Raw genomic sequence first — 21,308 nt, 5'->3', positions numbered from 1 at the left:
CGGAAGTGGCGGTCCGGCCCGGCCTGGGAGGCGGCGGTCCGGACCGCGGGGATCCGAGTGGTCAGCAGGCGTCGGCGGGCTTGTCGCCGAGGCAGGAGACCAGGTGTGGCGCGGCGGCGGTGAGCAGTTTGCGGCCGATCGCCGCGAGCTGGGCGACCTGTTCCGGTGTGAGGACGTCGAAGACCAGACGGCGCGCCTCACGGACATGATCGGGAGCGGCGGCCATCACCGCGTCCCAGCCGGCGTCGGTGAGCACCGCTTCGACGCAGCGGTTCTCGGCGCCGTCGACCGAGACGCGGCGGGCGACCCAGCCGTGTTTCTCCAGGCGGGACACGGCGTGCGACAGCCGCGAGGGCGAGCCGGCGGCGAGGTGGGCGAGGCTTCCCATGCGGACGGCACGGCCGGGCGCCTCGGACAGCGACGACAGAATCGTGTACTCGAAGTAGTTGATCCCGACATCCCTTTTGAGCTGGGCGTCGATAGCCGGCGGCAGGGCCGTGAGCACCGCGCTGAGCGCCGTCCAGGCGGCGCGCTCGGTGTCGGAGAGCCAGGGGGCGGCTGTGGGATCGCTCACGGAACGAAAGAATACGCGATCAGGCTCTTGAACGTTCAACACTTGCGGTGTCATGCTTCGTCTTGAACGTTCAAGTCCACATGATCAGGACTTGACACGATATTTGGAGAATTCGATGGCCATTCTGCGTGTCGACGCCAGCATCCTCGGCCCGAACTCCGCGAGCACCGAGCTCGCCGACCTCGTCGAGAAGGAGCTCGGCGGCGCCCCGATCGTCCGTCGTCACATCGGCGCGTCCCCGCTGCCCTCGGACGCCTGGGCCACAGCCGTCCAGGCCGCCTACGTACCCGCCGACCAGCGCAGCGACGCCCATCACAGCGCCGTCGCCCTGGCCGGCGAACTGGCCGGCGAGCTGCGCGCCGCGGACGCCGCGATCCTGGCCCTGCCGTTCTACAACTACGGCGTCTCCCAGCACGTCAAGACCTGGTTCGACCTGGCCATGGCCGGCGGCGAGAACGGTGAGAAGTTCCTCGACGGCAAGCCCGTCGTCGTCCTGACCACCCGCGGCGGCTCCTACGGCCCGGGCGCCCCGCGGCACGGCTGGGACCACAACACCGACTACCTGCGCCGCGTCGTGGGCGACATCTGGGGTGCCGACCTGACCCTGATCGAGCGCGAATTCACCCTCGTCGGCGTCAACCCGGCGCTGGACGCGTTCACCGAGACCGCCGCCGTCATGCGCAAGTCCGCCCACGAGGCCGCCATCGAGGCAGGCCGGGCCCTCGCCGCCCGAGTCTGAGGATCAAACCCCTCTGCTCGTACGGCCACCGCTCCCGCCGAAGCCGAGTCGGTCCCGGACCTACCACACGACGCGGGCGGCCCGTCCCGGTCGCCCCGCGACCGCCGGGCCGAAATGCGTCCCGTACGGCCCCCAGCGGGCGGCCCTGACCGCGACCACCGTCCCGGAGACGAGGATCACGGCGCAGGGCCGGGTCGCGTCAGGTGGGGATGGTGTGGCGGGCGGCCTGACGCAGGTCGATCTCCTCGATCAGTTCGCGGGCGACGTCCTCGCTGAGCCGCTGGTCGTGGACCGCTCGGCCGAGGGCCAGCCGCTGCGCCTCGAACGCGGCGTCGGAGTCCGGTTCGGCGGCGGCCTCGGCCATGACCGCGCGGCCGGCGGCGCGCAGGCGTTCCTGCTCGGCGTGCTCGGCGGCGAGGTCGAACCGCAGCAGGCGGGCCAGCCGGCCGACGGTGGTGCCCTGCACGAGCAGGGTGCCGAGGGTGACGATCAGGGCGATGACCTGGATCGCGTCACGGCCGGGGAAGGGCCGGCCGGCGTCGGTGAGCGCGGGAACACCGGCCGCGGCGGCGAGGGTGAGGATGCCGCGCATGCCGGTCCAGCTGACCAGCACCGTCTCCTTGATGGACGGCGGCGGCAGCGGCCGGCTGCGGCGGCGCTGGAGCCGTGCCTCATGGGCCTGCCGGTAGCGGGGGTCACGCCCGGCGCGGCGCTCGGCCATCCGGTGCCGCAGCCGCCACCGGCCGAACAGGGCGAACACCGCCACGAACCGGAACACGATCGCGGCCACGAGCAGCACCCCGGCCGCGATCAGGGTGCGGCCGAGCCCGGGATCGCCGTGCTCGGTGAGGTCGTCGAGGACGAACCTCAACTGCAGTCCGATGTACGCGAAGACGAAGGTCTCCAGAAGGAAGTCCAGCACCCGCCACACCTGCTCCTCCTGGAGCCGGGTGAGATAGCCGCCGGGATACTGGTGTTTCGGGTCGAGTGTCAGGTTGATGCTCATCGAGAAGGCGGCCATGACGACGGCGAGGATGCCGGACGCGTGCACCTGCTCGGCGGTCAGGAACGCGGTGAACGGCAGCAGCAGCACCAGCGACGTCTCCAGTGTCGGGTTGCCGAGCCGTTTACGGATGATCAGGCCGGCCAGCGCGTACGCCGCGCCGATCCCCAGCCCGATCGCGGCGGCGCGCACCAGGTCCCGGAAACCGCCCTGCCAGGTGGTGTGCGCCCCGTTGACGGCGGCGACCGCGATCGTGAACAGGGTGAGCGCGGTCGCGTCGTTGACCAGGCTCTCCCCGGTGAGGATCGAGGTCGCCCGGCGGGGCAGGCCGATCTCGTGGCCGTGCGAGACGGTGGTGATGGTGTCCGGCGGCGCGAGCACCGCCCCGAGCACGAACGCGGCGGACAGCCCGATCGACGGCAGCAGCAGCGACGACAGCCAGCCGAGGAACCCGGCGGTGAGGACCACCGTGACGACACCGAGATAGATGATGCCGCGCAGGTTGGCGCCGAACGCCGCGAACGACGCGCCCCGGGTCGCCGAGTAGAGCAGCGGCGGGATCACCAGGGCCAGGATCAGCTCGTGGTCCAGCTCCAGGCGCGGCATGCCGGGAAGGAACGAGGCCCCGGCGGCGAGGACCACGATCGCCCAGCCCGGCTCGAAGCGGTGCCGCCGGGCCACCGCAGTCACGGCGATCCCGACACCGATGATGAGAAGAAGCTGGACGCCATTCACGGTGATCAGGTTAGTGGCGGCAGCGCGGCGAGGAAGGCCCGGACCGCGGGGTGGGCGGCGGCGCCCTCCCGGAAGGCGACGCGGGTGCGGCGGCGGGTCGGCAGGGGCAGCAGCCGTACGCCGGAGGGCAGCCCGCCGGTGGCCAGCTGCGGCACGAGCGCGACCCCCTGACCCGCGGCGACCAGGGCGAGGACGGTGCCGAAGTCGTCCACCCGGTGCCGGGCCCGTGGGGTGAACCCGGCCGCCGCGCAGAGCCGCAGCGTGGCGGTGTGGCAGAGGGTGCCGGCGCCGGCCAGGATCCAGCCGTCCCCGCTGACGTCGCGCAGCCCGTCCGCCGCGGAGCCGGTGGGGACGGCCAGGTGGACGGTCTCGTCGAGCAGCGGGACGCTTCGCAGGCCCGGCCCGGTCTCCAGCGGCACCACGTCGTAGTCCTGGATCAGGCCCACGTCGAGCCGCCGGTCGAGCAGGGTGGCCGGGACGTCGGCCGGGTCCAGCTCGGTGAGCTGCAGGTCGAGGGCGGCGTGCCGGTCGCCGAGCGTGATCAGGGCCGGGGTGAGGATGCGGATCGCCGACGGGAACGCTCCGATGCGCAGCTCCCCGGTGAGCCCGGCGCGGGCGGCGGCCAGCGCGGCGTCGGTGTGCTCCAGGGCGGCCAGGACCGTCTCGGCGTGCCGGACCAGCAGGCGGCCGGCAGCGGTCAGCGCGACCCGGCGGCCGGTGCGTTCGAGCAGTGGCAGGCCGGCCTCGCGCTCCAGGGCGGACAGCTGCTGGGACACCGCCGAGGGGGTGTACGTGTGCGCGGTCGCGACGGCCGCGATGGTGCCGAGGCGGGCCAGGTCGCAGAGCAGGCGGAGGCGGCGCACGTCGAGCATCAGCTCAGCTTACGCATTACCTCAGAATCGTGAACTGGACCTGATGCTCGAAGGGGCCGAGGCTGTCGGCATGGAACTGCACGGGATCTTCGTACCCCTGATCACGCCCTTTGGTCCTGATCGAGAAGTCGACCTGGCCACGCTGGAGCGGCTCGCGCACGAGGTCCTCGACGACGGCGCGGCCGGGCTGGTGGCGCTCGGGACGACCGGGGAGCCCGGATCGCTGACCGCCGACGAGCAGGAGGCCGTCGTCGAGGTGGCGGCGCGGGTGGCGCGGGAGCGGGATGCGCCGTTGATCGTCGGGGCCCGGGCGGACCTGGCGCGGCGGCCCGAAGTGACGGCGGCGCTGAGCCTGGTGCCGCCGTTCGTGCGGCCGGGGGAGGCCGGGGTGGTCGCGCACTTCGAGGCGCTGGCCGGGGAGGTTCCGCTGGTGATCTATCACGTCCCGTATCGGACCGGGCAGGAGCTGTCGGTCGCCGCGATCCGGCGGCTGGCCGCGATCCCGGGAGTGATCGGGATGAAGTACGCAACGGGGACCGTCGATGTGCTCGGCGACCTGCCGGCCGGGTTCTCGCTGCTCGGCGGTGATGATCCGGTGATCTCGCCGATGCTCGCGATCGGCGCGCACGGCGGGATCCTCGCCTCGGCGCACGTGGCGACCCGGTCGTTCGCCGATCTCGCGGCGGCGTGGCGCGACGGTGACGTGGCCCGGGCCCGGACTCTCGGCGGGCCGCTCGCGGATCTGTCGCGGGCGCTGTTCGCCGAGCCCAACCCGACGGTGATCAAGGGGGTCCTGCACGCGCGGGGCCGCATTCCCACCGCGGCGGTACGGCTACCGCTGCTGCCCGCCACGCGGGAATCCGTCGCCGAGGCCGGCCGCCTGATCGGTCACCACCTGCAGGAAAGCGGTCAGCGCCGGTGACAGCGGGCCGTCGCGGGTCACGGTGAACAGCCGCCGCCCCAGATCCGTCTCGGCCACCGGGCGGTACGCCAGCGTCGGGTCCTCCGGCGGCAGGTTGAGCAGCGGCAACAGGGCCACCGCGGCCGCGTGCCGGACGACGGCGAGCTGGACGTCGGCGTCGTTGGAGTGGTGCCGGACGTCCGGCTCGTAGCCGCCGAGCGCCCGGCAGTTGCCGACGATCATCGCGTGGTGGCCGGTGGTCTCGTCGGACGACACCCACACCGTGTCGCGCAGGTCGGCCAGCGCCACCGGACCACCCGGCGCGGCGAGTGGATGATCGGCCGGGAGCACGATCAGCAGCCGCTCGGACAGCAGCGGCTCGAACCGCATGCCGGCCGGGCGTGGCCGTGGGTGGCCGTCGTAGTCGTCGCTGATCACCAGGTCGACCGAACCCAGGCGCAGACCGGGCAGCGCCTGCTCCAGCTCCAGCTCGGACACCTCCATCCGGACCAGGGGATGCTCCGTCGCCATCCGGCCCAGGGACGGGACGAGCAGGTGACGGGCGGCCGACTGGACGCCGCCGGCCCGGACCGTACCCCTGACCTGCTCGCCGATCGCCGCCAAGTCGGACGTGGCCGCCTCCGCCGCGGCCAGCAGCACCCGGGCGTGCTGCGCCAGCAGCCGCCCCGCGTCGGTGAGCCGCACCCCGCGCCCGGCCCGCTCCAGCAGTGGCGTGCCGACCTCTCTCTCCAGGACGGTCAACTGCTGGGAGACCGCCGACGGGCTGTAGCCGAGAGCCGTCGCGACCGCGCCGAGCGTGCCCCGCTCCTCGAACTCCCGGAGGAACCGGAGGCGGCGCAGATCCAGCGTGACCATGCACGAATCCTAACCATTCACCTCCAGGAATCGTCACTGGACCTGCATAGTCGTAGGGCCGATGCTCTCCGGTATGGGTCCACTGCTCTGCCTGCTCTCGGCCGCCGGATTCGGCGCCATGTCGATCTTCGGCAAGTTCGCGTACGACGCCGGAGTCACCCCGTCCGCGCTGCTCCTGGTCCGGTTCACGATGGCCGCGCTGCTGCTCGCCGGACTCCTGGCGATCCGTCCCGCGGCCCGGCCGGGCACCCGGACCGTGATCACCGCGCTGGCGCTCGGGGCGCTCGGATTCGCGACGCAGGCGACGCTCTACTTCGAGGCGCTGCGCGTGATGGACGCGTCGCTGCTGTCGCTGATCCTCTACACGTACCCCCTGATGGTGACCGCCGCCGCGGTCCTGCTGCGCCGGGAGCGCATGACCCGCAGCCGGGCGCTCGCCCTCGGCATCGCCTCCGCCGGAACACTGCTCGTCCTGCTCGGCGCCGGGGCCGGCACCCTCAGCCCGGCCGGCGCGGCCCTCGGGTTCGGGTCGGCGCTCACCTACACCGTCTACATCCTCGTCTCCGACCGTGTCCTGCACCGCGTGTCCCCGATGCTGCTGGCGACCCTCGTGATGACCGGGGCGGCCCTCGCCCTCGCCGGGAAGTCCCTGGTCACCGGGGGAGTGAACCTCGGTTTCAGCGCGGCCGGCTGGTTCTGGACGGCGTGCATCGCGGTCGTCTCCACGGTGCTGGCGTCCCTGACGTTCTTCGCCGGCCTGCGCCGCACAGGCCCGTCGACGGCCGCCATCCTCTCCACCGTCGAACCCGTCATCACCACCACCCTCGCCGCCGTCCTGCTCGGCGAGTTCCTCACCCCGGCCCAGCTCGCCGGCGGCGCCCTCGTGCTCGCGTCGGTCGCCGTGGTCCAGCTCCGTCCCCGCCGCCCGGTCGTGCCGGTGGTCCCGTCGAGATCAACTGTGGACAGCCGGTGAGGTCTACGATGGGCCTCGTCCATTCGCTGGGGAAAGGGCGGCACCGGTGTGGCAGACGCTCATCACGGATTCCCCCGGGCCGGACCCGGCCTCGTCCACCGGCCGATGGCGGCGATCATGGTCCACCGGCGGCGGCTCCGCCACGGCGGTCGCCCGCACCACCGGCGCTGACCCGGGCGGGGCCGCTTACGCCGCCGGCGGTTCTGTCGCGGCGGCTGCCTGCGCTGTCGGCGCTGACTCGGTCGGGGTCGCCTACGCCGCCGGCGGTTCTGTCACTGCGGTCGCCTGCGCTGTCGGCGCCGACCTGATCGCGGTCGCCTGCCGAGGCGGTCGTCTGCGCCTGCACCGCGGCAGCGGCGAGCTCGTCGCGGAGTGCGGCACCGAGCGCCGAGCGGATCTGATGGAGCTGGCATTCGCCTGCCATATGGGCCGGCCGTATGTGGCGTCCCTCGACCGCGGCAACGTCCTCCAACTGTGGGACGCCACCGACGCCACCCCGTTGACGGCCCTCAAACTGACCGGCCGCCGTGGTGCGAACCTGGCCCTGCTCTCGATCGGCGGCCGATTGATCGCCTCCATCACGGGAGACCGCTGGCGCGGAGTGCTGATCGACCTGGCCTCCGGCCGGAAAACCGCCCGGGACGAGTTCGACGGCCACCCGGTGACCTACCTCAACGGTGATCCCGTCACGGTGACCGCCGATCCGGGCGGCGACCTCCGCATAACCCCTGCCGGCGCGCCGGATCCGGCAGCGCCGTTCTCCGCCGCGCCGCCCGCGCGTCTCCCTGTCGCGCCTCTCCCTGCCACGCCGGCCGCGCGTCTCCCTGCCGCGCCCCTTCCTGTTGCGCCGGCCGCGCCGTTCCCTGCTACGCCGGCCGGCGCCGGCTGTCTGCCCGTCGCCGTGTCGGCTGGTGCTGCGTCCGTTACCGCCGGGCCGACGGACGGCGTCACGTTCGACGGCACTCCACCTGTTGCTACCTCGGCGCCCGCCGCCCGGTCGACGCCGGTGGTCTGTTTCCAGGCCGGCGGTCGCCTGCTGGCCGCCGTCGTCCACAACCACGACGTGGTGATCTGGGATGTCGCGGAGCGGCAGCCCCTCGAATCGCTGCAGGTGGGGACACCGGTGACCGGCTTGGCAGCGACCTCTCTCGGAGACCTCGTGATCCTCGCTGCCGGCGAGGCCGTGTTCATGGCGTATCGGCCGCACTCCGATGCCGTCGATCAGCCGTCGACGGAGACCGTGTCCACCGAATCGGCCGCCAGCGGTTTCCTGTAGTCCGATCCGATCGGCGGGATGGACCAGAGGTGGGCCGGTGTCCATGGAGCATCGGTCACCGCCGGTGGTCCCGCTTTCGGTGTTGCCGGCCGGGGTCGACTGAGGTAGGCCGCGGTCATGGCGCGGGGGCCACCCGCGGGTCGGCCCGCTGTCCGTGTGGCGTGGTTGGAGGTAGGTCGTGGTCATGGCGCGTGGGTCATCGGCGGCGGGCATCGTCTCCGTGCGGCGTGGCGGTTCGGACCAACCGTGGGTGGGGTCGGGCCGGCCGCGGTCAGCGCATCGGCCACCCGGTGGTCATCCGCGTCGGTTTGGTGTGTGGTGGGTCAGACGTAGGACGTGTCGTCGGCGGCTATGCGTAGGGCCTCTACCAAGCGGCGGTACAGGTCGTCGGAGGAGTACAGGTCGGCGTGGGTGCCCTGGGCGCGGATCCGGCCGTCCTCCAGGACGATGATGCGGTCGGCGTCCAGGACTGTGGACAGGCGGTGGGCGATCGTCACCACCGCGCCGACGGCGGCCCGCTCGCGGATGCAGTCCTGCACGGCGGCCTCGGTCAAGCCGTCGACCTGGGCTGTCGCCTCGTCGAGCAGGAGCACGTCGGGGGTGCGGAGCAGGGCGCGGGCCAGGGCGATCCGCTGACGCTGGCCGCCGGAGACGTCCGTGGCGCCCAGCGCTGGGTCGATGCCTTCCAGCCGGACTGCGGACAGCACGGCTCGTACCTCGTCGTCGGTGGCGTCGGGATGGGTGAACCGTAGGTTGTCCGCGATCGTGCCCGGCAGCACCGGGGTTTCCTGCTCGACGTAGGCGAGCCTGCCCCGGACGTCGGAGTTGCTCCACTCGGTGTAGGGGCGGCCGTCGAGCAGGATGCGCCCCGTCTCCGGCTCCAGGAAGCGCAGGAGCAGGGAGAACAAGGTTGTCTTACCGGCGCCGGACGGGCCGACGATCGCGGTGTGGCCGCGCCGTGGGATCTCCAGGTCGATCCCGCGGACCACGGGCGCCGCATCGGGGCCGTAGCGAGCGGTGACGCCCTGCATCACCAGGATCGGGCCTGCCGCGGAGGCCGGCGAGCCGGGCCCGCCACGGCCGATGGGCGACACGGGTGGCGGCTCGCTCGCGGCGTGTGGGCCGAACGGGGTCGACGCTCGGGAGCCGGGCACGGGCGACCGGCCGAGCGGCGTCATGGACGGTGCGGTGGGGGCCGGAGGCGGGCCGGGTGTGGGATCGGGCGGTGAGGTGCGGGCGTGCGGCACACCGGGCGGAGAGCCGGGGACGGGCGGCCCGCCGTGGGGTGATGTGGATGCGGGCTCGGAGGCGGACGGTGGAACCGCCGGCGGGTGGGGGAGAGGGCCGGCCGGCTCCAGGGCGATCGACTCGAGCTCGTTGATCCGGCCGGCGGCGGCCATGCCGGACTGGAGGGCCGTCAGGTTCTGGGTGAGCTCGCTGATGGGGCCCATCAACTGGAACACGTAGAGCAGGAACGCCACCAGCGTCGACACCTCGAGCAGGCCCAGGTTTGCCCGCCAGGCGCCGACGGCGAGGATCAGCATCACCGCCAGCTGGATGCCGGACCACGAGATCGTCCAGACGGTGGCGGCGACCCGGGCGGCACGCACGCTGTGGGTGGCGGCGTCGCGGGCGTTGCCGATGATCTCGTCGCCCTGGCGGGTCTCGGCGCGGCTCGCCTTCACCGTCCGGATGGCGCGCAACGAGCCCTCCAGGGTGGCGCCGAGGCGGCCCACCGACTCCTGCGCGGCGGTCTGCGCGACCCCGATGCGGGGCAGCAGTCGGCTCATCAGCGCGCCGACCACGATGACGGCGCCCAGCGTGCAGCCGAGCAGGGTCAGGTCGAGCACGCCCATCAGGATCAGCGTGCCGATCAGGCCGACCCCGGCGTTGATCAGGCCGATCAGGCTGCCCGAGGCGGCGTGCAGCAGGCCGGTGTCGGAGGTGACGCGGGTGACCAGCTCGCCGGTCGGGCGGCGCTGGAGGTCGAGCACGCGGGCCTGGAAGTAGCGCCGGATGATCGAGGTGCGGGCGTCGAGCACGATCTGCTCGGCGAGCGTGCCCATGAGGATCCACTGCCAGAGGCCGATGGCCGCGCCGATGACGACGAGACCGGCCAGGACGGCCACCGGGCGGGCCAGGTCGAGGCCGCCGGAGAAGCTGTCGAGCACCCACTTGGTGACCATCGGGGTGGCCAGCCCGGCGGCGTTGGCGGCCAGGCCGAGGACGAGGCCGAGCAGCATGGTGCGGCGATGGGGGCGGAGCACGGTGAGGAGAGTTCTCAGGCGCGTGGAATCCGGCATGCCCGCAATGGAACACCACTGTTCCGTTCTGGGCAAGTGTTATTCTCCCCCCCGTGATGAGCGTCCCCTCCGGGAGCCGGGCCCGCACCCGGCAGGCGATCCTCGACGCGGCGATCGAGGTGCTGGCCCGCAACCCGGCCGCCTCGCTCGGTGATGTCGCCGAGGCGGCCGACGTGGGGCGTACGACGCTGCATCGGTATTTTCCGGAGCGCGGCGATCTGATCGCTGCTCTGCGTGCCGAGGCCACCGCCCGCCTCGATCGTGCGGGCGACCGGGCCCGGCTCGGGGAGGGCCCCGGCGGGACGGCTCTGGTGCGCCTCTGCCAGGAGTATTTCGATCTCGGTGACGTGCTGTCGCTGCTCTTCCGGGAGCAGGTCGAGGACGAGGCCGGCAGCTGCGACGAGGATTTCGACGCGATGGTGCGGCGTGGCCACGCCGACGGCAGCATCGACCCGGAGCTGCCACCCGTGTGGGTGCAGAATCTGGTGTGGTCGCAGCTGTATGCGGGGTGGAGCTACCAGTCCGAGCACGGGGCGTCCCGTCATGACGCGCTCCGGCTCGTCCTGCGATGCGTGTCCGGCGCCGTGCGGCCACAGCCGTGACCGGGCAGGATCGGGGCATGAGCTTCGATCTCGACGCCGCGGCCAGGTTCGTCGCGATGACCGGCCGCGCCCTCGACTGGCGGCGCATGCGGCATCTCCTCGGCGCGGCCACCGGCGAGCAGGTGCTGACCGCGCTCGATGCGTACCGTAATCCCGACGGCGGCTACGGCTGGGCGCTGGAGCCCGATCTGCGGTCGGTCACCAGTCAGCCGGTCGCCGCGATGCACGCGCTCGAGGTGATGGCCGAGGTCGGTGACACGAGCGAGCGGGCGCCGCGGCTGTTCGACTGGCTGGGCGAGCATTCGCTGGGTGACGGTGGCATCCCGTTCGCGCTGCCGTTCGCTGACGTCGACGGCAGCGCCCCGCACTGGACGACCGCCGATCCGGATGCGTCGTCGCTGCAGATGACCACGCAGCTCGCCGCCCAGGCGCATCGCCTCGCCCGCCGGCGGCCCGACCTGGCCGGGCATCCGTGGCTGACCGGCGCCACCGGGTACTGCCTGACCGTGATCGACGGCCTGGCCGGGGCGCCCAGCGCGTACGAGCTGATGTTCGTCATGCAGTTTCTCGACGTCGTCCCGGAGCCCGGCGTGCTGCTGGAGCGGATGGCGGGTTTTGTCCGCACCGACGGGCCGACGCCGGTCGGTGGCGCCGACGGTGAGGTGTTGCATCCGCTCGCCTTCACCCCGCATGCCGACGGGCCGTCGCGGGCGCTGTTCAGCAAGGAGGCGATCGCCGCCGACCTGGACCGGCTCGCCGCGGGCCAGCAGGGTGACGGCGGATGGACCGTCGATTTTCCGGTCTACAGTGCGGCTGCCGCCCTCGAGTGGCGCGGTTACGCCACGGTCGGCTCGGTGGGGATTTTGCGCGCCGAGGCGCGGTAACGAGGCGGAAGGCGCCGATGGGGCCGGCCGTCGCGGGGTTGCGGCGCCGAGCGGTGGGTGACGGCGCGGGCTGGCAGGACCGGCCGTCGCGGGGCGGCGGCGAGCGGTGGGTGACGGCGAGTGCTGGCCGGGCCGGCCGTCGTGGGGTTGCGGCGCCGCGCGGTGGGTGACGGCGCCGCGCGGTGAGTGACGGCGGCCGGGCTCAGGGGGCTTCGGCTGCCTTGCGGAGCAGCGTGTGCAGCGTCTCCCGCTCGTCGGCGCTGAGGTGGCCGAGGGATTCGCGGAGCACCTCGTCGACCGCTGCCGAGCCGGCCCGGCGCAGGTCGTCGCCGGCGGGGGTCAGGCGGTGCTGGACCTTGCGGCCGGGGCCCTCGACGCGCTCGATGAGGCCGCGGTCAACCATGCGGCGGGCGAGTTCGCCCATCGACTGGTCGGTCTGGAAGGTGAGCTCGGCGAGCCGGTGCAGGGACGGCTCGTGCTCGGCGTGCAGGTGACGCAGGGTGTCCCACTGGACCAGGGACAGGCCGAGCGGGGCCAGCCGGCGGTTGGCCTCCCGGTGGTGCCGCCATTGGAGGCGTTTGACCGCCAGTCCGACCTGCTGCAACGACGCGCTCATGGCAGCCAGGCTATCGCAGGTTGCGTATATAAGGAACCTGATCTAAGGTTCCTTATATGAAGACGAACCTCACCCTCAGCGAGCGCGGCGAAGGCCGTCCGATCCTGGTGCTGCACGGCGGAGGTGGTCCGCTCACCGTCGCCGCGTGGGCCGACCACCTGGCCGCCACCGCGCCGGCGCGTGTGCTGACGCCGACCCACCCGGGGTTCCAGGGCACGCCGCGACCGGAGGCGCTCGACTCCATCGCCGGGCTCGCCGCGACGTACGTGGATCTGCTCGACGATCTGGACCTGGCCGGTGTCACCGTGGTGGGCAACTCGATCGGTGGCTGGATCGCCGCCGAGATGGCCCTGCTGGGATCGGAGCGGGTCACCGGCTACGTGCTGGTCGACGCGGTCGGCATCGAGGTTCCCGGCCATCCGGTCGCCGACTTCTTCGCGCTCACCCCGGCCGAGCTGGCGCGGCTCAGCTATCACGACCCGGAGGCGTACGGCATCGACCCGTCCCGGCTGTCCCCGGAGGCCCGGGCGGTGATGGCCGCCAACCGTGCCGCCATCGAGGTGTATGCGGGCCGTTCGGTGACCGACCCGACACTGGCCGCCCGCTTGGGCGCGGTGGCCACGCCGGCCCTGGTCGTCTGGGGTGAGGCGGACCGGATCGGTGACCCCGAGTTCGGCCGGGCCTACGCCGCCGCGATTCCCGGCGCCCGGTTCACCCTGCTCCCGGAAACCGGCCACCTGCCGCAGATCGAGACACCGGAGGCGCTGACCAGCGTGGTGACGGAGTTCGTCGCCGCAACGCAATCGGCCTGAGCTGCCGCCTTGCAAACAACCTGGGCCGCCGCCACGCAGCAGCGGCCACCACCGCAGCCGACTCGGGTCAGGCGGCGAGCGCCACCCGATTGCGCCCGGCCCCCTTGGCCTCGTAGAGGGCCGCATCCGCGCGCGCGAACAGCATCTCCGACGACTCCTGACCGTCCCACACCGCGACCCCCGCGGAAAATGTCTGCCCGTGCGGGGTCAGCGGCCGCAGGCGGTCGAGCAGTTCACCGGCGAGGGTGGCGCCACCGTTCGGGATGATCAGCGCGAACTCCTCGCCGCCGTAGCGGGCCAGCAGGTCGTCGGAGCGTAGCCCGCCCGCCCACGCCGCCGCGGCCTCCTTGAGGAGACGGTCGCCGGCCTGATGGCCGTACTGGTCGTTGAACCGTTTGAAGTGGTCGAGGTCGAGGACGGCGAGGGCCAGCAGGTTGCCGTCGCGGCGGGCGTGGTCGAGCGCCAGCGGCAGCGCCTGTTCCCAGGCCCGCCGGTTGGCCAGGCCGGTGAGGGTGTCGCGCTGGGCGAGTTCGGTGAGTTCCTCGGCCTGGCTCTCCAGGACTGAGGCCTGCCGTTCGACCTGCCGGATGAGGACCGTCATCCGTGCCACCACCAGCAGGAACATGCCGACGCACCCGGCCGCGATGGCCTGGGCGTCGGCCACGTGGTTGTCGGCGAACCACGCCTGTTCGATGAGCAGCGCCGGCGCGATCATGGTGGCCGTGGTGAGCAGCCCCAGCCGCCACCGGGAGAACCGGCGATCGGTGATCTCGACGGGTTCGGCCAGGTCGCGGATTCCCGGGTGCAGGCCGGCCGCGCCGTAGAGGCCGAAGGCGATCAGGTAGCCGGCGTCCATCAGGTGGCTGGTGAAGGTGCCGGCCTCGAACTCGAAGTGGTCGGTGAAGGCCCACGCGTAGTCGGCCGCGAGATAGCTGGTCATGCCGAGCGCGAGCAGCCGGAACGCGCCGTTGCGGGCGCCGCCGCCGACGAGCATGCGGGCCAGCAGGGTGAGCAGCAGCAGGTCGATCACCGGGTAGCCGATGGCGACCAGTTTCCCGGCGGTGGTCAGCTCGGTGTCCTGGGCGACCGGTTTCATCAGGTAGACCCAGGCGATCAGCGCGAACGAGCCGGTGAGGATGACGGCCTCGATCACGCCGGCCGCGTCCCGTGCGGGCAGCCGTCGTCGCAGGATGCGTACCAGGACCAGCACCTCCAGGACGCCGGCGGCCAGGTAGAAGCCGTCGGCGGGCGCGGGGTACGGGGACTGGTTGAGGTGCCGGGCGTACCAGGCGTAGGTGAAGTCGCCGCCGACCACGAGCAGCTGGCAGCCGGCGAACATGATCCACAACCGGGCGGCCGCGGCGCGGTTGCGGATCACGCCGACGACCATGGCGATGACGCCGGACACCGCGATCGAGTCGTAGACGATCGTCTGCACCCAGGTGTCAGGTGTCCGGAAATAACCGATAACTGCTAAAAACAGCATCACCACGTACCAGCCCCACAGTGGCCTCACCAGGTCATTGAAACAGCCCGGAGGCGCTGGTCAGAGTGATTCGGCGTCGAGGAGGTGCCGAATGACCGGCGGGCCCTCGGCGAGAGCCGCCGCCTGCCGCTCGGCCCGCTCGTCGCTGCCGGTCAGCCGGCCCTCGTGCTGGCGCAGGTGCTCCTCCCACGTCGGGACCAGGTACGTCTCGACGAAGATCTGTGGGTCGGCGCCGTCCCGGAACAGGCCCCACCGGGATGCGCCGGTCCGCAGCCGCGAGTCACGCAGCTCGTGCATGGCGGCGACGAAGGCGGACGTGTTCGGCTCGGCGACCCGGTAGGACGCCTGCACCAGGACCGGTCCGTGGTCGAGGTGGGGTTGCAGCATCAGGTGTGGTTCCGGCCAGAAGACGGCGGGGCTCGTGTCGGTGTCCTCGTGGGTGCGGACCGGCAGCGCGCGTACCGTCAGAGTGCCCGCGACCATCATCGCCGCCGCCGTGCCGAACGTCGCGGCGAGGCCGAAGGCCGCCGCGACCTGGCCCCAGACCACCGCGCCGACCGCCTGGGCGCCGGCGAAGACGACCTGGTAGACGGCGAGCGCCCGGGCGCGGACCCAGTTCGGCAGCACGAGCTGCATGGCCGCGTTCATCCGCGAGACCAGCATCATCCAGGCGAGCCCGGCGGCGGCGAGCGCGACGGCGACCGCGGTGACGTCCGCGACCAGCGCGATCACGGCCAGCGCCGCGCCGTAGGCCGCCCCGGTCGCCAGCACCGTCCGGTTCGCGGTGAGCCGGGCGCGGACCCGCGGCATCAGCAGCGCGCCGAGCACCGCGCCGGCCCCGAGCGCGGCGAGCAGGCCGCCGTAGCCGCCGGCGCCGAGACCCCGATCGCGGGCGACCAGCGGCAGCAGGCTCCAGACGACGCTGCCGGGCAGCACGAACAGCAGCACCCGGCCGAGGATCCGCCGCACGTCCGGCGAGTAGCGGACGAAGTGGCCGCCGTCGTGGACCGCCGTCCCGAACCGTTCCGGGCGGGCCGGCGGCGGCTGCGGCGGGCGCCGCCAGCCGGCCAGGGCCAGCGCGAACACCGCGAACGAGACGGCGTTGAGGGCGAACACGACGGCCGGGCCGAACTGCGCCACCAGCAGGCCGCCGACGGCGGGACCGGCCGAACGCGCCAGGTTGGTGTTCACCGCGCCCAGCGCCGACGCGGCCGGCAACTGCTCCCGCGGCACGATCTCCGGGATCACCGCCTGCCACGACGGCAGCGTCAGCGCCTGCCCGGCGCCGAGCAGAAACGTGAAGATCAACAACACCGGGGGCCGCACCAGGTCCAGCGCCGCGAGCGCGGCCAGCGTCGCGGCCACACACGTCAGCCCCAGTTGTACGCCGAGCAGCAGCCGCCGCCGGTCGAGGTTGTCCGCGAGCGCCCCGGACGGCAGCGCGAACACCAGCACCGGCAGCGTGGTGGCGGCCTGCACCAGGCTCACCCAGGTCGCGGCGTCCGCCTCCGGGACCACCAGCCACTGCGCGCCGACGGTGTGCATCCAGGTGCCCACGTTCCCGGCGAGCACCGCCAGCCACAGACTCCGGAACACCGGCTCCCGCAGCGGGGCCCACGAGCTGATCGTCACGCGACGACGGTATGCCCCCGTCTCAGCGCAGGCCGTTGCGGATGGCCACCTCGACGAGCGCGCCGGGGTCGCGGGTGACCAGGCCGCCGGCGCCGAGGTCGACGAGGCGCTGCATGGTCGCCGGATCGTCGGCGCCGTACGGCACGACCCGCGGCCCGCATCGCACGACGGCGGCGTCCGGCGACACCGTGTCGGCGAACCGGAGACACGGGCCGGGCCGATCGAGCACGGCGACCGTCTCGATCCGCGGGTCGAGCGCGTGGACGAGCCGCAGCACGGCCGGATCGGAGGAGCGGACCGCGGCCCGGACGTGGCGCACCCGGCGGGCCACCGAGCGCGCGACCGGACGGCTGCCGACCTCGACGGCGAGCCGGACGTCCGGCCGCAGAACCGGCACCACCGCGGCGACCAGCGGGGCGTCCACCACGAGCGTCGAAACCGCCGGATCGCGCAGCGCCTCGGTGGCGGCGGCAGCGGAGCCGGCCCGGGCCTGGATGTCGAAGGGTGACGCGTACCGCCGGGGAAGTGCATGCCCACGCTGCGCCAGCAGCGACCGCAACCGGTCCGGATAGTCGGTGATGATGCCGTCCACGCCGTCGTCGAGAAGTTTGCCCAGCGTGGGCAGGTCGTCGACGGTCCACGGCACCACCTTGACGCCGTGGGCGTGCGCGTGCCGGACCATCGCCGCGGTCACGTACGGCCGGTAGGCGGGGTGGTCGACGGTGCCGTTCTGCGGGAACCCGTGCACCGGCGAGTAGGTGCCGGCCCCGAAGCTCGTGATCGCCGCGATCGGGTCGCCACCGAAGTCGTCGATGTCGAGGCCGCCCAGCCACGGCGAGGCGCCCGGCTGCCCCACCTGCAGGAAGTCGTAGTTGCAGAGCGCCACCAGCGGCAGCCGCGGCTCGACCCGGCGCATCAGCCGCAGCGCGCCCCAGTCGAAGCTCTGGATCGTCACCTGCCGCAGCAGCCCGGCCCGCCGGATCTCCGCCGCGGTGACCCGCACGAACTGCTCGCGCGGCGCGGTCTCGGCCGGCGCCCCGGCCTCCACCTTGGTCTCCACGTTCAGCGTCACGCCGTCCGCGCGGTAGCGTTTGACCAGCGCGAACACCTCGCTCAGCAGCGGCATCCGGGCGCCGGGCACGGCGCGCTGGCCGGGCCGGTCGGCGAGCGGGCGCGACCCGCAGTCGAGCGTGCGGACCTGGGCGAGGCTCAGCGTGTTGACGTACCTGCCGACGTAGGGGAACTCCGGGTCCCCGGCCACCACCGGCCCGGTGTCGGCGCATTTGGCGGCGCTGACCCGGCGGTCGTGGGTGACCACCGCTTGCCCGTCCTCGGTGATCTGCACGTCGAGTTCGAGCGTCGACACGCCCAGCTGCAGCGCGTTGCCGAACGACGCGAGCGTGTTCTCCACCCGCAGCCCCAGGCCACCGCGATGGGCCTGCAGGTCGAACCGTTCATGGTGTGCCGGCGCGGGCACGGCGAGCGTGCCGGCGACCAGAAGCGCTACTGCCCACATGGCCGCCAGCCTCCGCCGGGCGCGCGGCCCGGCGGGGAGCAGACGGATACATCACCGTGAATCTACGGTGACGGTGGCGCGCTGCCGCCCTGGGGCTCGTCGAGCATCAGGGCGATCACGGCCTCCTGGTCGGCCTTCGACGGCAGGCCCCAGCCGGGCTGGTAGTCGTAGACCCGGTCCAGCGGGGTCGCCGTGGTGCGGCCGTCGAGGATCTCCACCGACGACGTCTCGATCAGGCCGGGATGCTCGACGCCGCACGCCTCGGCGACCTTGAGCAGGTCACGGCGCAGCGTCTTGACGTAGTTGGCGGCGCGCACCGACTTCAGGCCCGGGTCGAGGCCCCTGGTCAGCCACTTGTTCTGGGTGGCGACGCCGGTGGGGCAGGTGTCGGTGTGGCATTTCTGCGCCTGGATGCAGCCGATCGCCAGCATCGCCTCGCGCGCCACGTTGACCATGTCGCAGCCGAGCGCGAACGCGACGATCGCGTTGTCCGGCAGGCCGAGCTTGCCGGCGCCGATGAAGACGACCTTCTCGTGCAGGTCACGCTCGGCGAACAGCCGGTAGACGCGGGCGAAGCCGACCTGGAACGGCAGCGACACCGAGTCGGAGAAGATCATCGGGGCGGCGCCGGTGCCGCCCTCGCCGCCGTCGATGGTCACGAAGTCGACGCCGCGGCCGGTGGTCGCCATCAGGGTGGTCAGCTCGTCCCAGAAGTCGAGGTCGCCGACGGCCGACTTGATGCCGACCGGCAGCCCGGTCTCGGCGGCCAGCAGCTCCACCCAGTCGAGCAGGCTGTCGGTGTCGGAGAACTCGGCGTGCCGCGACGGGCTCACACAGTCGACGCCCTGCGGAATGCCCCGGGTCGCGGCGATCTCGGCGGACACCTTCGCTCCGGGCAGCAGCCCGCCGAGGCTCGGTTTCGCGCCCTGACTGAGTTTGATCTCCAGCGCCCGGATCGGGTTGGCCGCGACCACGTCCTTGAGCCTGGCGAGGTCGAAGCGGCCCTGCTCGTCACGGCACCCGAAATACGACGTGCCGATCTGGAAGACCAGCTCACCACCGTGCCGGTGGTGCGGGGACAGCGCGCCCTCGCCGGTGTTCTGCAGGCAGCCGGCGATCGCGGCGCCCCGGTTCAGCGCCTCCACGGCCGCTCCGGACAGCGACCCGAAACTCATCCCGGAGATGTTGACGACCGAGCCGGGCCGGAACGCCTTGGCCCGCCCGCGCGCCGCCCCGAGCACCTTCGCGCACGGCACCGACGCCTCATAACCGGCCTCCGGATGCGACCGCGGCACCGCCCGCCCGAACGTGCGGTGCTTGATGATCGGATAACCGGCGGTGAACTCGATGTCGTTGTCGGTGCCGAACCCGAAGTAGTTGTTCTCCTTCTTCGCCGACGCGTAGACCCATCGTCGCTGGTCACGGGTGAACGGCCGCTCCTCGTCGTTGGCCGCCACCACATACTGCCGCAGCTCCGGACCGATCGCCTCGATCAGATAGCGACCGTGGCCGATCACCGGGAAGTTGCGCAGCAGCGCATGCCGGCGCTGCGTCAGATCCCGCACGGCGACGGCCGCCACCGCCGCTGCGGCGGCGCCCGCCGCCCAAAGACCCCGCTTCATGGTCACGATTTTGCCCCTGCCGACGGCCTCAAACCATTCAGGGGTACGGTCCACCCGCCCCGCCACCACGCAAGAGGCGGTCAGCGTCACCCGGGCGAGGACGGTCGCGGTCAGCCAGCCGCAGGCCGCCGGGGTACGGGTTGACACGCTCTGCCAGGATCAGCCGGATGACAGCCCGTGCCCGTACCGGAATCGCCGTGGCCGTCACGCTCGTCGCGCTCGTCGGGCTCATCGTCGTGACCGTCCCGCGGCTGCGCACGCCCGGCCCGCGCCCCGACTTCCAGATGCCGGTGGCGTGCGGGGAGACGTGGATCCTCGGCACCTATCCCGGTCACGACGACTTCGACATCGACTTCTTCCCGTCGTCGGGTGAGGCGTGGGGCCGCCCGATCCACGCCTCGTTCGCCGGCACCGTGGTCGAGGCGGGTGTCAACGGCACCCTCGGCTCGCGAACCCCCGACAACCCGAAGGGCCCGTACGGCACCGGCGCCGGCTACTGGGTGAAGATCGACCACGGCGGCCTGTGGGAGACCCAGTACCTGCACATGCTGGAGCCGCCCCTGGTCCGCGAGGGCGACCGGGTCGAGCAGGGGCGGCAGCTGGGCCGGGTCGGCAGCACCGGCAAGTCGGGCGCCCCGCACCTGCACTACGAGCAACGTGTCGCCGGCGAGAAGCGGGAGGCCGTCTTCGCCGGCGAGCCCTCCGGCATCACCACCGACGACCGGGAGTACGAGGTGCGCCGCACCAGCCGCAACTGCCCGCCCGGCAGCGGGGCCTAGGGTCCGTTTCGGAATGCGGCCGAGTGCGAGGCGAGGTCCAGGTGGTGGCTGGCGTCAGCCGGGCAAAGGTCGCATACCGGTGTTGTATGTGGCCTTTGCCCGGATGCCGTCAGGCGCCGGCTGGGCCACGCCGTAGCCCCGGTGGCATTCCGAAACGGACCCTAAGCCAGCAGGACGTCGAGGCCGCGCCGGAAGAGCAGGTCGTCGGGCCATCGCGTGGTGTCGAGGTGGCCCGAGCCGGCGAGGGTGGGGTAGGCGCCGGCGGCCTCGGTGATCCGGCCGCGGGCGCCCGGCTGCCCGGCCGCCTCGGTGACCGCGGCGCCGATCACGAAGTTGGCCACCAGCCGGGTGGTGACCGCCAGCGTCTCGCCGGTGTGCCCGCCGCGCACCAGCGCCGCCTGCAGGAACTCGGTCCGGGCCAGCACGTTCGGCCCGATCAGCGGGCGGCCGATCAGCGCGGGCGTCCACGGGTGGGCGAGCATCGCCGCGCGCCAGCCGAGCACCAGGGCACGGACGTCGGCCCGCCAGTCGGCGGTCGGGGCGGGCAGCGTCACCTCGCCGAAGACCTCGTCGACGGCCAGGTCGAGGACGTCGTCCTTGGTGCGGACATGCCAGTAGAGCGCGGTCGACGTGACCGACAGGCGCCCGGCCAGCCGGCGCATGGTGAGCGCGTCGACACCGTCGGCGTCGAGCAGGTCCACGGCCGCCGCGACGATCCGCGCCCTGGTCAGTTGCGGGGAGCGGCGAGGGCGGTCCGGTTCGGAACGCAGCCAGATCGAGGTCACCCCACCATCTTAGGTTAACGTTGGTAAGTCAGGTTACCGGCGTTCAAGGAGGTGGATCGTGCCGCTGTTCCGCGTGCGGCTGCCCAGTGACCGCACGACCGCGCGTAAAGTCATGGACCTGCACCTGGCCGGCCGGGTCCACCGGGAGTCGGCCGACGCGGCCCGCGCCGAGGTGTGGCGCCACGGCCGTACCCCCGCGGGTGACCCGGTTTTCGTGGGTGTCACCAACGGTGAGCCGGTCCAGCTTCTCTACGACGTGGCGGTCCACCTCGACTCCGGCGGGCGATGACGGCAACCGCGCGGGCCGTCGCGCCGTCTGACC

General features: G+C 72.7%; 20 protein-coding genes. 9 read left to right on the top strand and 11 right to left on the bottom strand.

The window, feature by feature from the left end; translation table 11 throughout:
* Positions 1-61: 61 nt before the first annotated feature.
* Complete coding sequence (locus tag BM290_RS18535) at positions 62-574, bottom strand: MarR family winged helix-turn-helix transcriptional regulator (RefSeq protein ID WP_093615599.1); 513 nt, start codon at positions 572-574, stop codon at positions 62-64.
* Positions 575-689: 115 nt separating this feature from the next.
* Between BM290_RS18535 and BM290_RS18530 the strand changes: the two genes are divergently transcribed.
* On the top strand, positions 690-1,313 hold the full coding sequence (locus tag BM290_RS18530) for an FMN-dependent NADH-azoreductase (RefSeq protein WP_093615597.1): 624 nt from the start codon (positions 690-692) through the stop codon (positions 1,311-1,313).
* A gap of 199 nt (positions 1,314-1,512) precedes the next feature.
* Here BM290_RS18530 and BM290_RS18525 read toward each other — a convergent pair whose 3' ends face one another.
* The gene (locus BM290_RS18525; RefSeq protein WP_093615595.1) at positions 1,513-3,051 is read right to left on the bottom strand and encodes a cation:proton antiporter; all 1,539 of its coding nucleotides are present in this window, start codon (positions 3,049-3,051) and stop codon (positions 1,513-1,515) included.
* A gap of 5 nt (positions 3,052-3,056) precedes the next feature.
* Positions 3,057-3,923: a LysR family transcriptional regulator gene (locus BM290_RS18520; RefSeq protein ID WP_093615593.1), complete on the bottom strand. Its 867-nt coding sequence runs from the start codon at positions 3,921-3,923 to the stop codon at positions 3,057-3,059.
* Between the two features lie 70 nt (positions 3,924-3,993).
* Here BM290_RS18520 and BM290_RS18515 point away from each other — a divergent pair, with 70 nt between their 5' ends.
* The gene (locus BM290_RS18515; protein ID WP_093615799.1) at positions 3,994-4,845 is read left to right on the top strand and encodes a dihydrodipicolinate synthase family protein; all 852 of its coding nucleotides are present in this window, start codon (positions 3,994-3,996) and stop codon (positions 4,843-4,845) included.
* Here BM290_RS18515 and BM290_RS18510 read toward each other — a convergent pair.
* Positions 4,756-5,700: a LysR family transcriptional regulator gene (locus BM290_RS18510; RefSeq protein WP_093615591.1), complete on the bottom strand. Its 945-nt coding sequence runs from the start codon at positions 5,698-5,700 to the stop codon at positions 4,756-4,758. The two genes, BM290_RS18515 and BM290_RS18510, sit on opposite strands and share 90 nt — an antisense overlap.
* A 73-nt stretch (positions 5,701-5,773) precedes the next feature.
* Here BM290_RS18510 and BM290_RS18505 point away from each other — a divergent pair, with 73 nt between their 5' ends.
* On the top strand, positions 5,774-6,673 hold the full coding sequence (locus tag BM290_RS18505) for a DMT family transporter (RefSeq protein WP_093615589.1): 900 nt from the start codon (positions 5,774-5,776) through the stop codon (positions 6,671-6,673).
* Positions 6,674-6,719: 46 nt separating this feature from the next.
* Positions 6,720-7,949, top strand: a complete 1,230-nt coding sequence (locus BM290_RS18500; RefSeq protein ID WP_093615587.1) for a hypothetical protein — start codon at positions 6,720-6,722, stop codon at positions 7,947-7,949.
* Positions 7,950-8,272: 323 nt separating this feature from the next.
* On the opposite strand, the gene BM290_RS49815 is transcribed toward BM290_RS18500, so the two are convergent.
* Entirely contained in the window at positions 8,273-10,252 is a 1,980-nt protein-coding gene (locus BM290_RS49815) for an ABC transporter ATP-binding protein (protein WP_239143469.1), read from the bottom strand.
* Between the two features lie 56 nt (positions 10,253-10,308).
* Here BM290_RS49815 and BM290_RS18490 point away from each other — a divergent pair, with 56 nt between their 5' ends.
* Positions 10,309-10,854, top strand: coding sequence for a TetR/AcrR family transcriptional regulator (locus BM290_RS18490; RefSeq protein ID WP_093615583.1), 546 nt, complete (start codon positions 10,309-10,311; stop codon positions 10,852-10,854).
* 17 nt (positions 10,855-10,871) lie between these two features.
* Positions 10,872-11,738 carry a hypothetical protein gene (locus BM290_RS18485; protein ID WP_093615797.1) on the top strand — a complete coding sequence of 289 codons (867 nt, stop codon included), beginning with the start codon at positions 10,872-10,874 and terminating at the stop codon, positions 11,736-11,738.
* 202 nt (positions 11,739-11,940) lie between these two features.
* On the opposite strand, the gene BM290_RS18480 is transcribed toward BM290_RS18485, so the two are convergent.
* Positions 11,941-12,354 (bottom strand): MarR family winged helix-turn-helix transcriptional regulator, encoded by a 414-nt coding sequence (locus tag BM290_RS18480; protein WP_093615581.1) that lies wholly within the window; start codon positions 12,352-12,354, stop codon positions 11,941-11,943.
* A gap of 56 nt (positions 12,355-12,410) precedes the next feature.
* Here BM290_RS18480 and BM290_RS18475 point away from each other — a divergent pair, with 56 nt between their 5' ends.
* On the top strand, positions 12,411-13,166 hold the full coding sequence (locus BM290_RS18475) for an alpha/beta fold hydrolase (RefSeq protein ID WP_093615579.1): 756 nt from the start codon (positions 12,411-12,413) through the stop codon (positions 13,164-13,166).
* A gap of 67 nt (positions 13,167-13,233) precedes the next feature.
* Here BM290_RS18475 and BM290_RS18470 read toward each other — a convergent pair whose 3' ends face one another.
* From BM290_RS18470 to BM290_RS18455, 4 genes are all read right to left on the bottom strand, one after another.
* Positions 13,234-14,604 carry a GGDEF domain-containing protein gene (locus tag BM290_RS18470; RefSeq protein WP_239143468.1) on the bottom strand — a complete coding sequence of 457 codons (1,371 nt, stop codon included), beginning with the start codon at positions 14,602-14,604 and terminating at the stop codon, positions 13,234-13,236.
* A gap of 108 nt (positions 14,605-14,712) precedes the next feature.
* Positions 14,713-16,284, bottom strand: coding sequence for an MFS transporter (locus BM290_RS18465; RefSeq protein ID WP_093615577.1), 1,572 nt, complete (start codon positions 16,282-16,284; stop codon positions 14,713-14,715).
* Positions 16,285-16,306: 22 nt separating this feature from the next.
* Positions 16,307-17,800, bottom strand: coding sequence for a glycerophosphodiester phosphodiesterase family protein (locus BM290_RS18460; RefSeq protein WP_203779248.1), 1,494 nt, complete (start codon positions 17,798-17,800; stop codon positions 16,307-16,309).
* Between the two features lie 62 nt (positions 17,801-17,862).
* A complete protein-coding gene (locus BM290_RS18455) occupies positions 17,863-19,422 on the bottom strand; it encodes an FMN-binding glutamate synthase family protein (protein ID WP_093615575.1) in 1,560 nt (519 codons plus the stop codon).
* Positions 19,423-19,589: 167 nt separating this feature from the next.
* Here BM290_RS18455 and BM290_RS18450 point away from each other — a divergent pair, with 167 nt between their 5' ends.
* Complete coding sequence (locus BM290_RS18450) at positions 19,590-20,201, top strand: M23 family metallopeptidase (protein WP_093615573.1); 612 nt, start codon at positions 19,590-19,592, stop codon at positions 20,199-20,201.
* A 161-nt stretch (positions 20,202-20,362) separates the two neighbouring features.
* Here the strand turns inward: BM290_RS18450 and BM290_RS18445 are convergent, their stop codons facing one another.
* Positions 20,363-20,986 (bottom strand): TetR/AcrR family transcriptional regulator, encoded by a 624-nt coding sequence (locus BM290_RS18445; protein ID WP_093615571.1) that lies wholly within the window; start codon positions 20,984-20,986, stop codon positions 20,363-20,365.
* 58 nt (positions 20,987-21,044) lie between these two features.
* Here BM290_RS18445 and BM290_RS18440 point away from each other — a divergent pair, with 58 nt between their 5' ends.
* Positions 21,045-21,275 carry a hypothetical protein gene (locus tag BM290_RS18440; RefSeq protein ID WP_177319771.1) on the top strand — a complete coding sequence of 77 codons (231 nt, stop codon included), beginning with the start codon at positions 21,045-21,047 and terminating at the stop codon, positions 21,273-21,275.
* Positions 21,276-21,308: the final 33 nt, after the last annotated feature.

It is taken from the genome of Actinoplanes philippinensis (assembly GCF_900113015.1).
Classification (GTDB): Bacteria; Actinomycetota; Actinomycetes; order Mycobacteriales; family Micromonosporaceae; genus Actinoplanes; species Actinoplanes philippinensis.
This window is presented reverse-complemented; position numbering and strand designations above follow the sequence as displayed.

Excerpts from the sequence above, each read along its gene's own strand:
- BM290_RS18530 (WP_093615597.1), top strand. The coding sequence starts at position 690 with ATGGCCATTCTGCGTGTCGACGCCAGCATCCTCGGCCCGAACTCCGCG.
- BM290_RS18520 (WP_093615593.1), bottom strand. The coding sequence starts at position 3,923 with ATGCTCGACGTGCGCCGCCTCCGCCTGCTCTGCGACCTGGCCCGCCTC.
- BM290_RS18515 (WP_093615799.1), top strand. The coding sequence starts at position 3,994 with ATGGAACTGCACGGGATCTTCGTACCCCTGATCACGCCCTTTGGTCCT.
- BM290_RS18510 (WP_093615591.1), bottom strand. The coding sequence starts at position 5,700 with ATGGTCACGCTGGATCTGCGCCGCCTCCGGTTCCTCCGGGAGTTCGAG.
- BM290_RS18505 (WP_093615589.1), top strand. The coding sequence starts at position 5,774 with ATGGGTCCACTGCTCTGCCTGCTCTCGGCCGCCGGATTCGGCGCCATG.
- BM290_RS49815 (WP_239143469.1), bottom strand. The coding sequence starts at position 10,252 with ATGCCGGATTCCACGCGCCTGAGAACTCTCCTCACCGTGCTCCGCCCC.
- BM290_RS18490 (WP_093615583.1), top strand. The coding sequence starts at position 10,309 with ATGAGCGTCCCCTCCGGGAGCCGGGCCCGCACCCGGCAGGCGATCCTC.
- BM290_RS18485 (WP_093615797.1), top strand. The coding sequence starts at position 10,872 with ATGAGCTTCGATCTCGACGCCGCGGCCAGGTTCGTCGCGATGACCGGC.
- BM290_RS18480 (WP_093615581.1), bottom strand. The coding sequence starts at position 12,354 with ATGAGCGCGTCGTTGCAGCAGGTCGGACTGGCGGTCAAACGCCTCCAA.
- BM290_RS18475 (WP_093615579.1), top strand. The coding sequence starts at position 12,411 with ATGAAGACGAACCTCACCCTCAGCGAGCGCGGCGAAGGCCGTCCGATC.
- BM290_RS18460 (WP_203779248.1), bottom strand. The coding sequence starts at position 17,800 with ATGTGGGCAGTAGCGCTTCTGGTCGCCGGCACGCTCGCCGTGCCCGCG.
- BM290_RS18455 (WP_093615575.1), bottom strand. The coding sequence starts at position 19,422 with ATGAAGCGGGGTCTTTGGGCGGCGGGCGCCGCCGCAGCGGCGGTGGCG.
- BM290_RS18450 (WP_093615573.1), top strand. The coding sequence starts at position 19,590 with ATGACAGCCCGTGCCCGTACCGGAATCGCCGTGGCCGTCACGCTCGTC.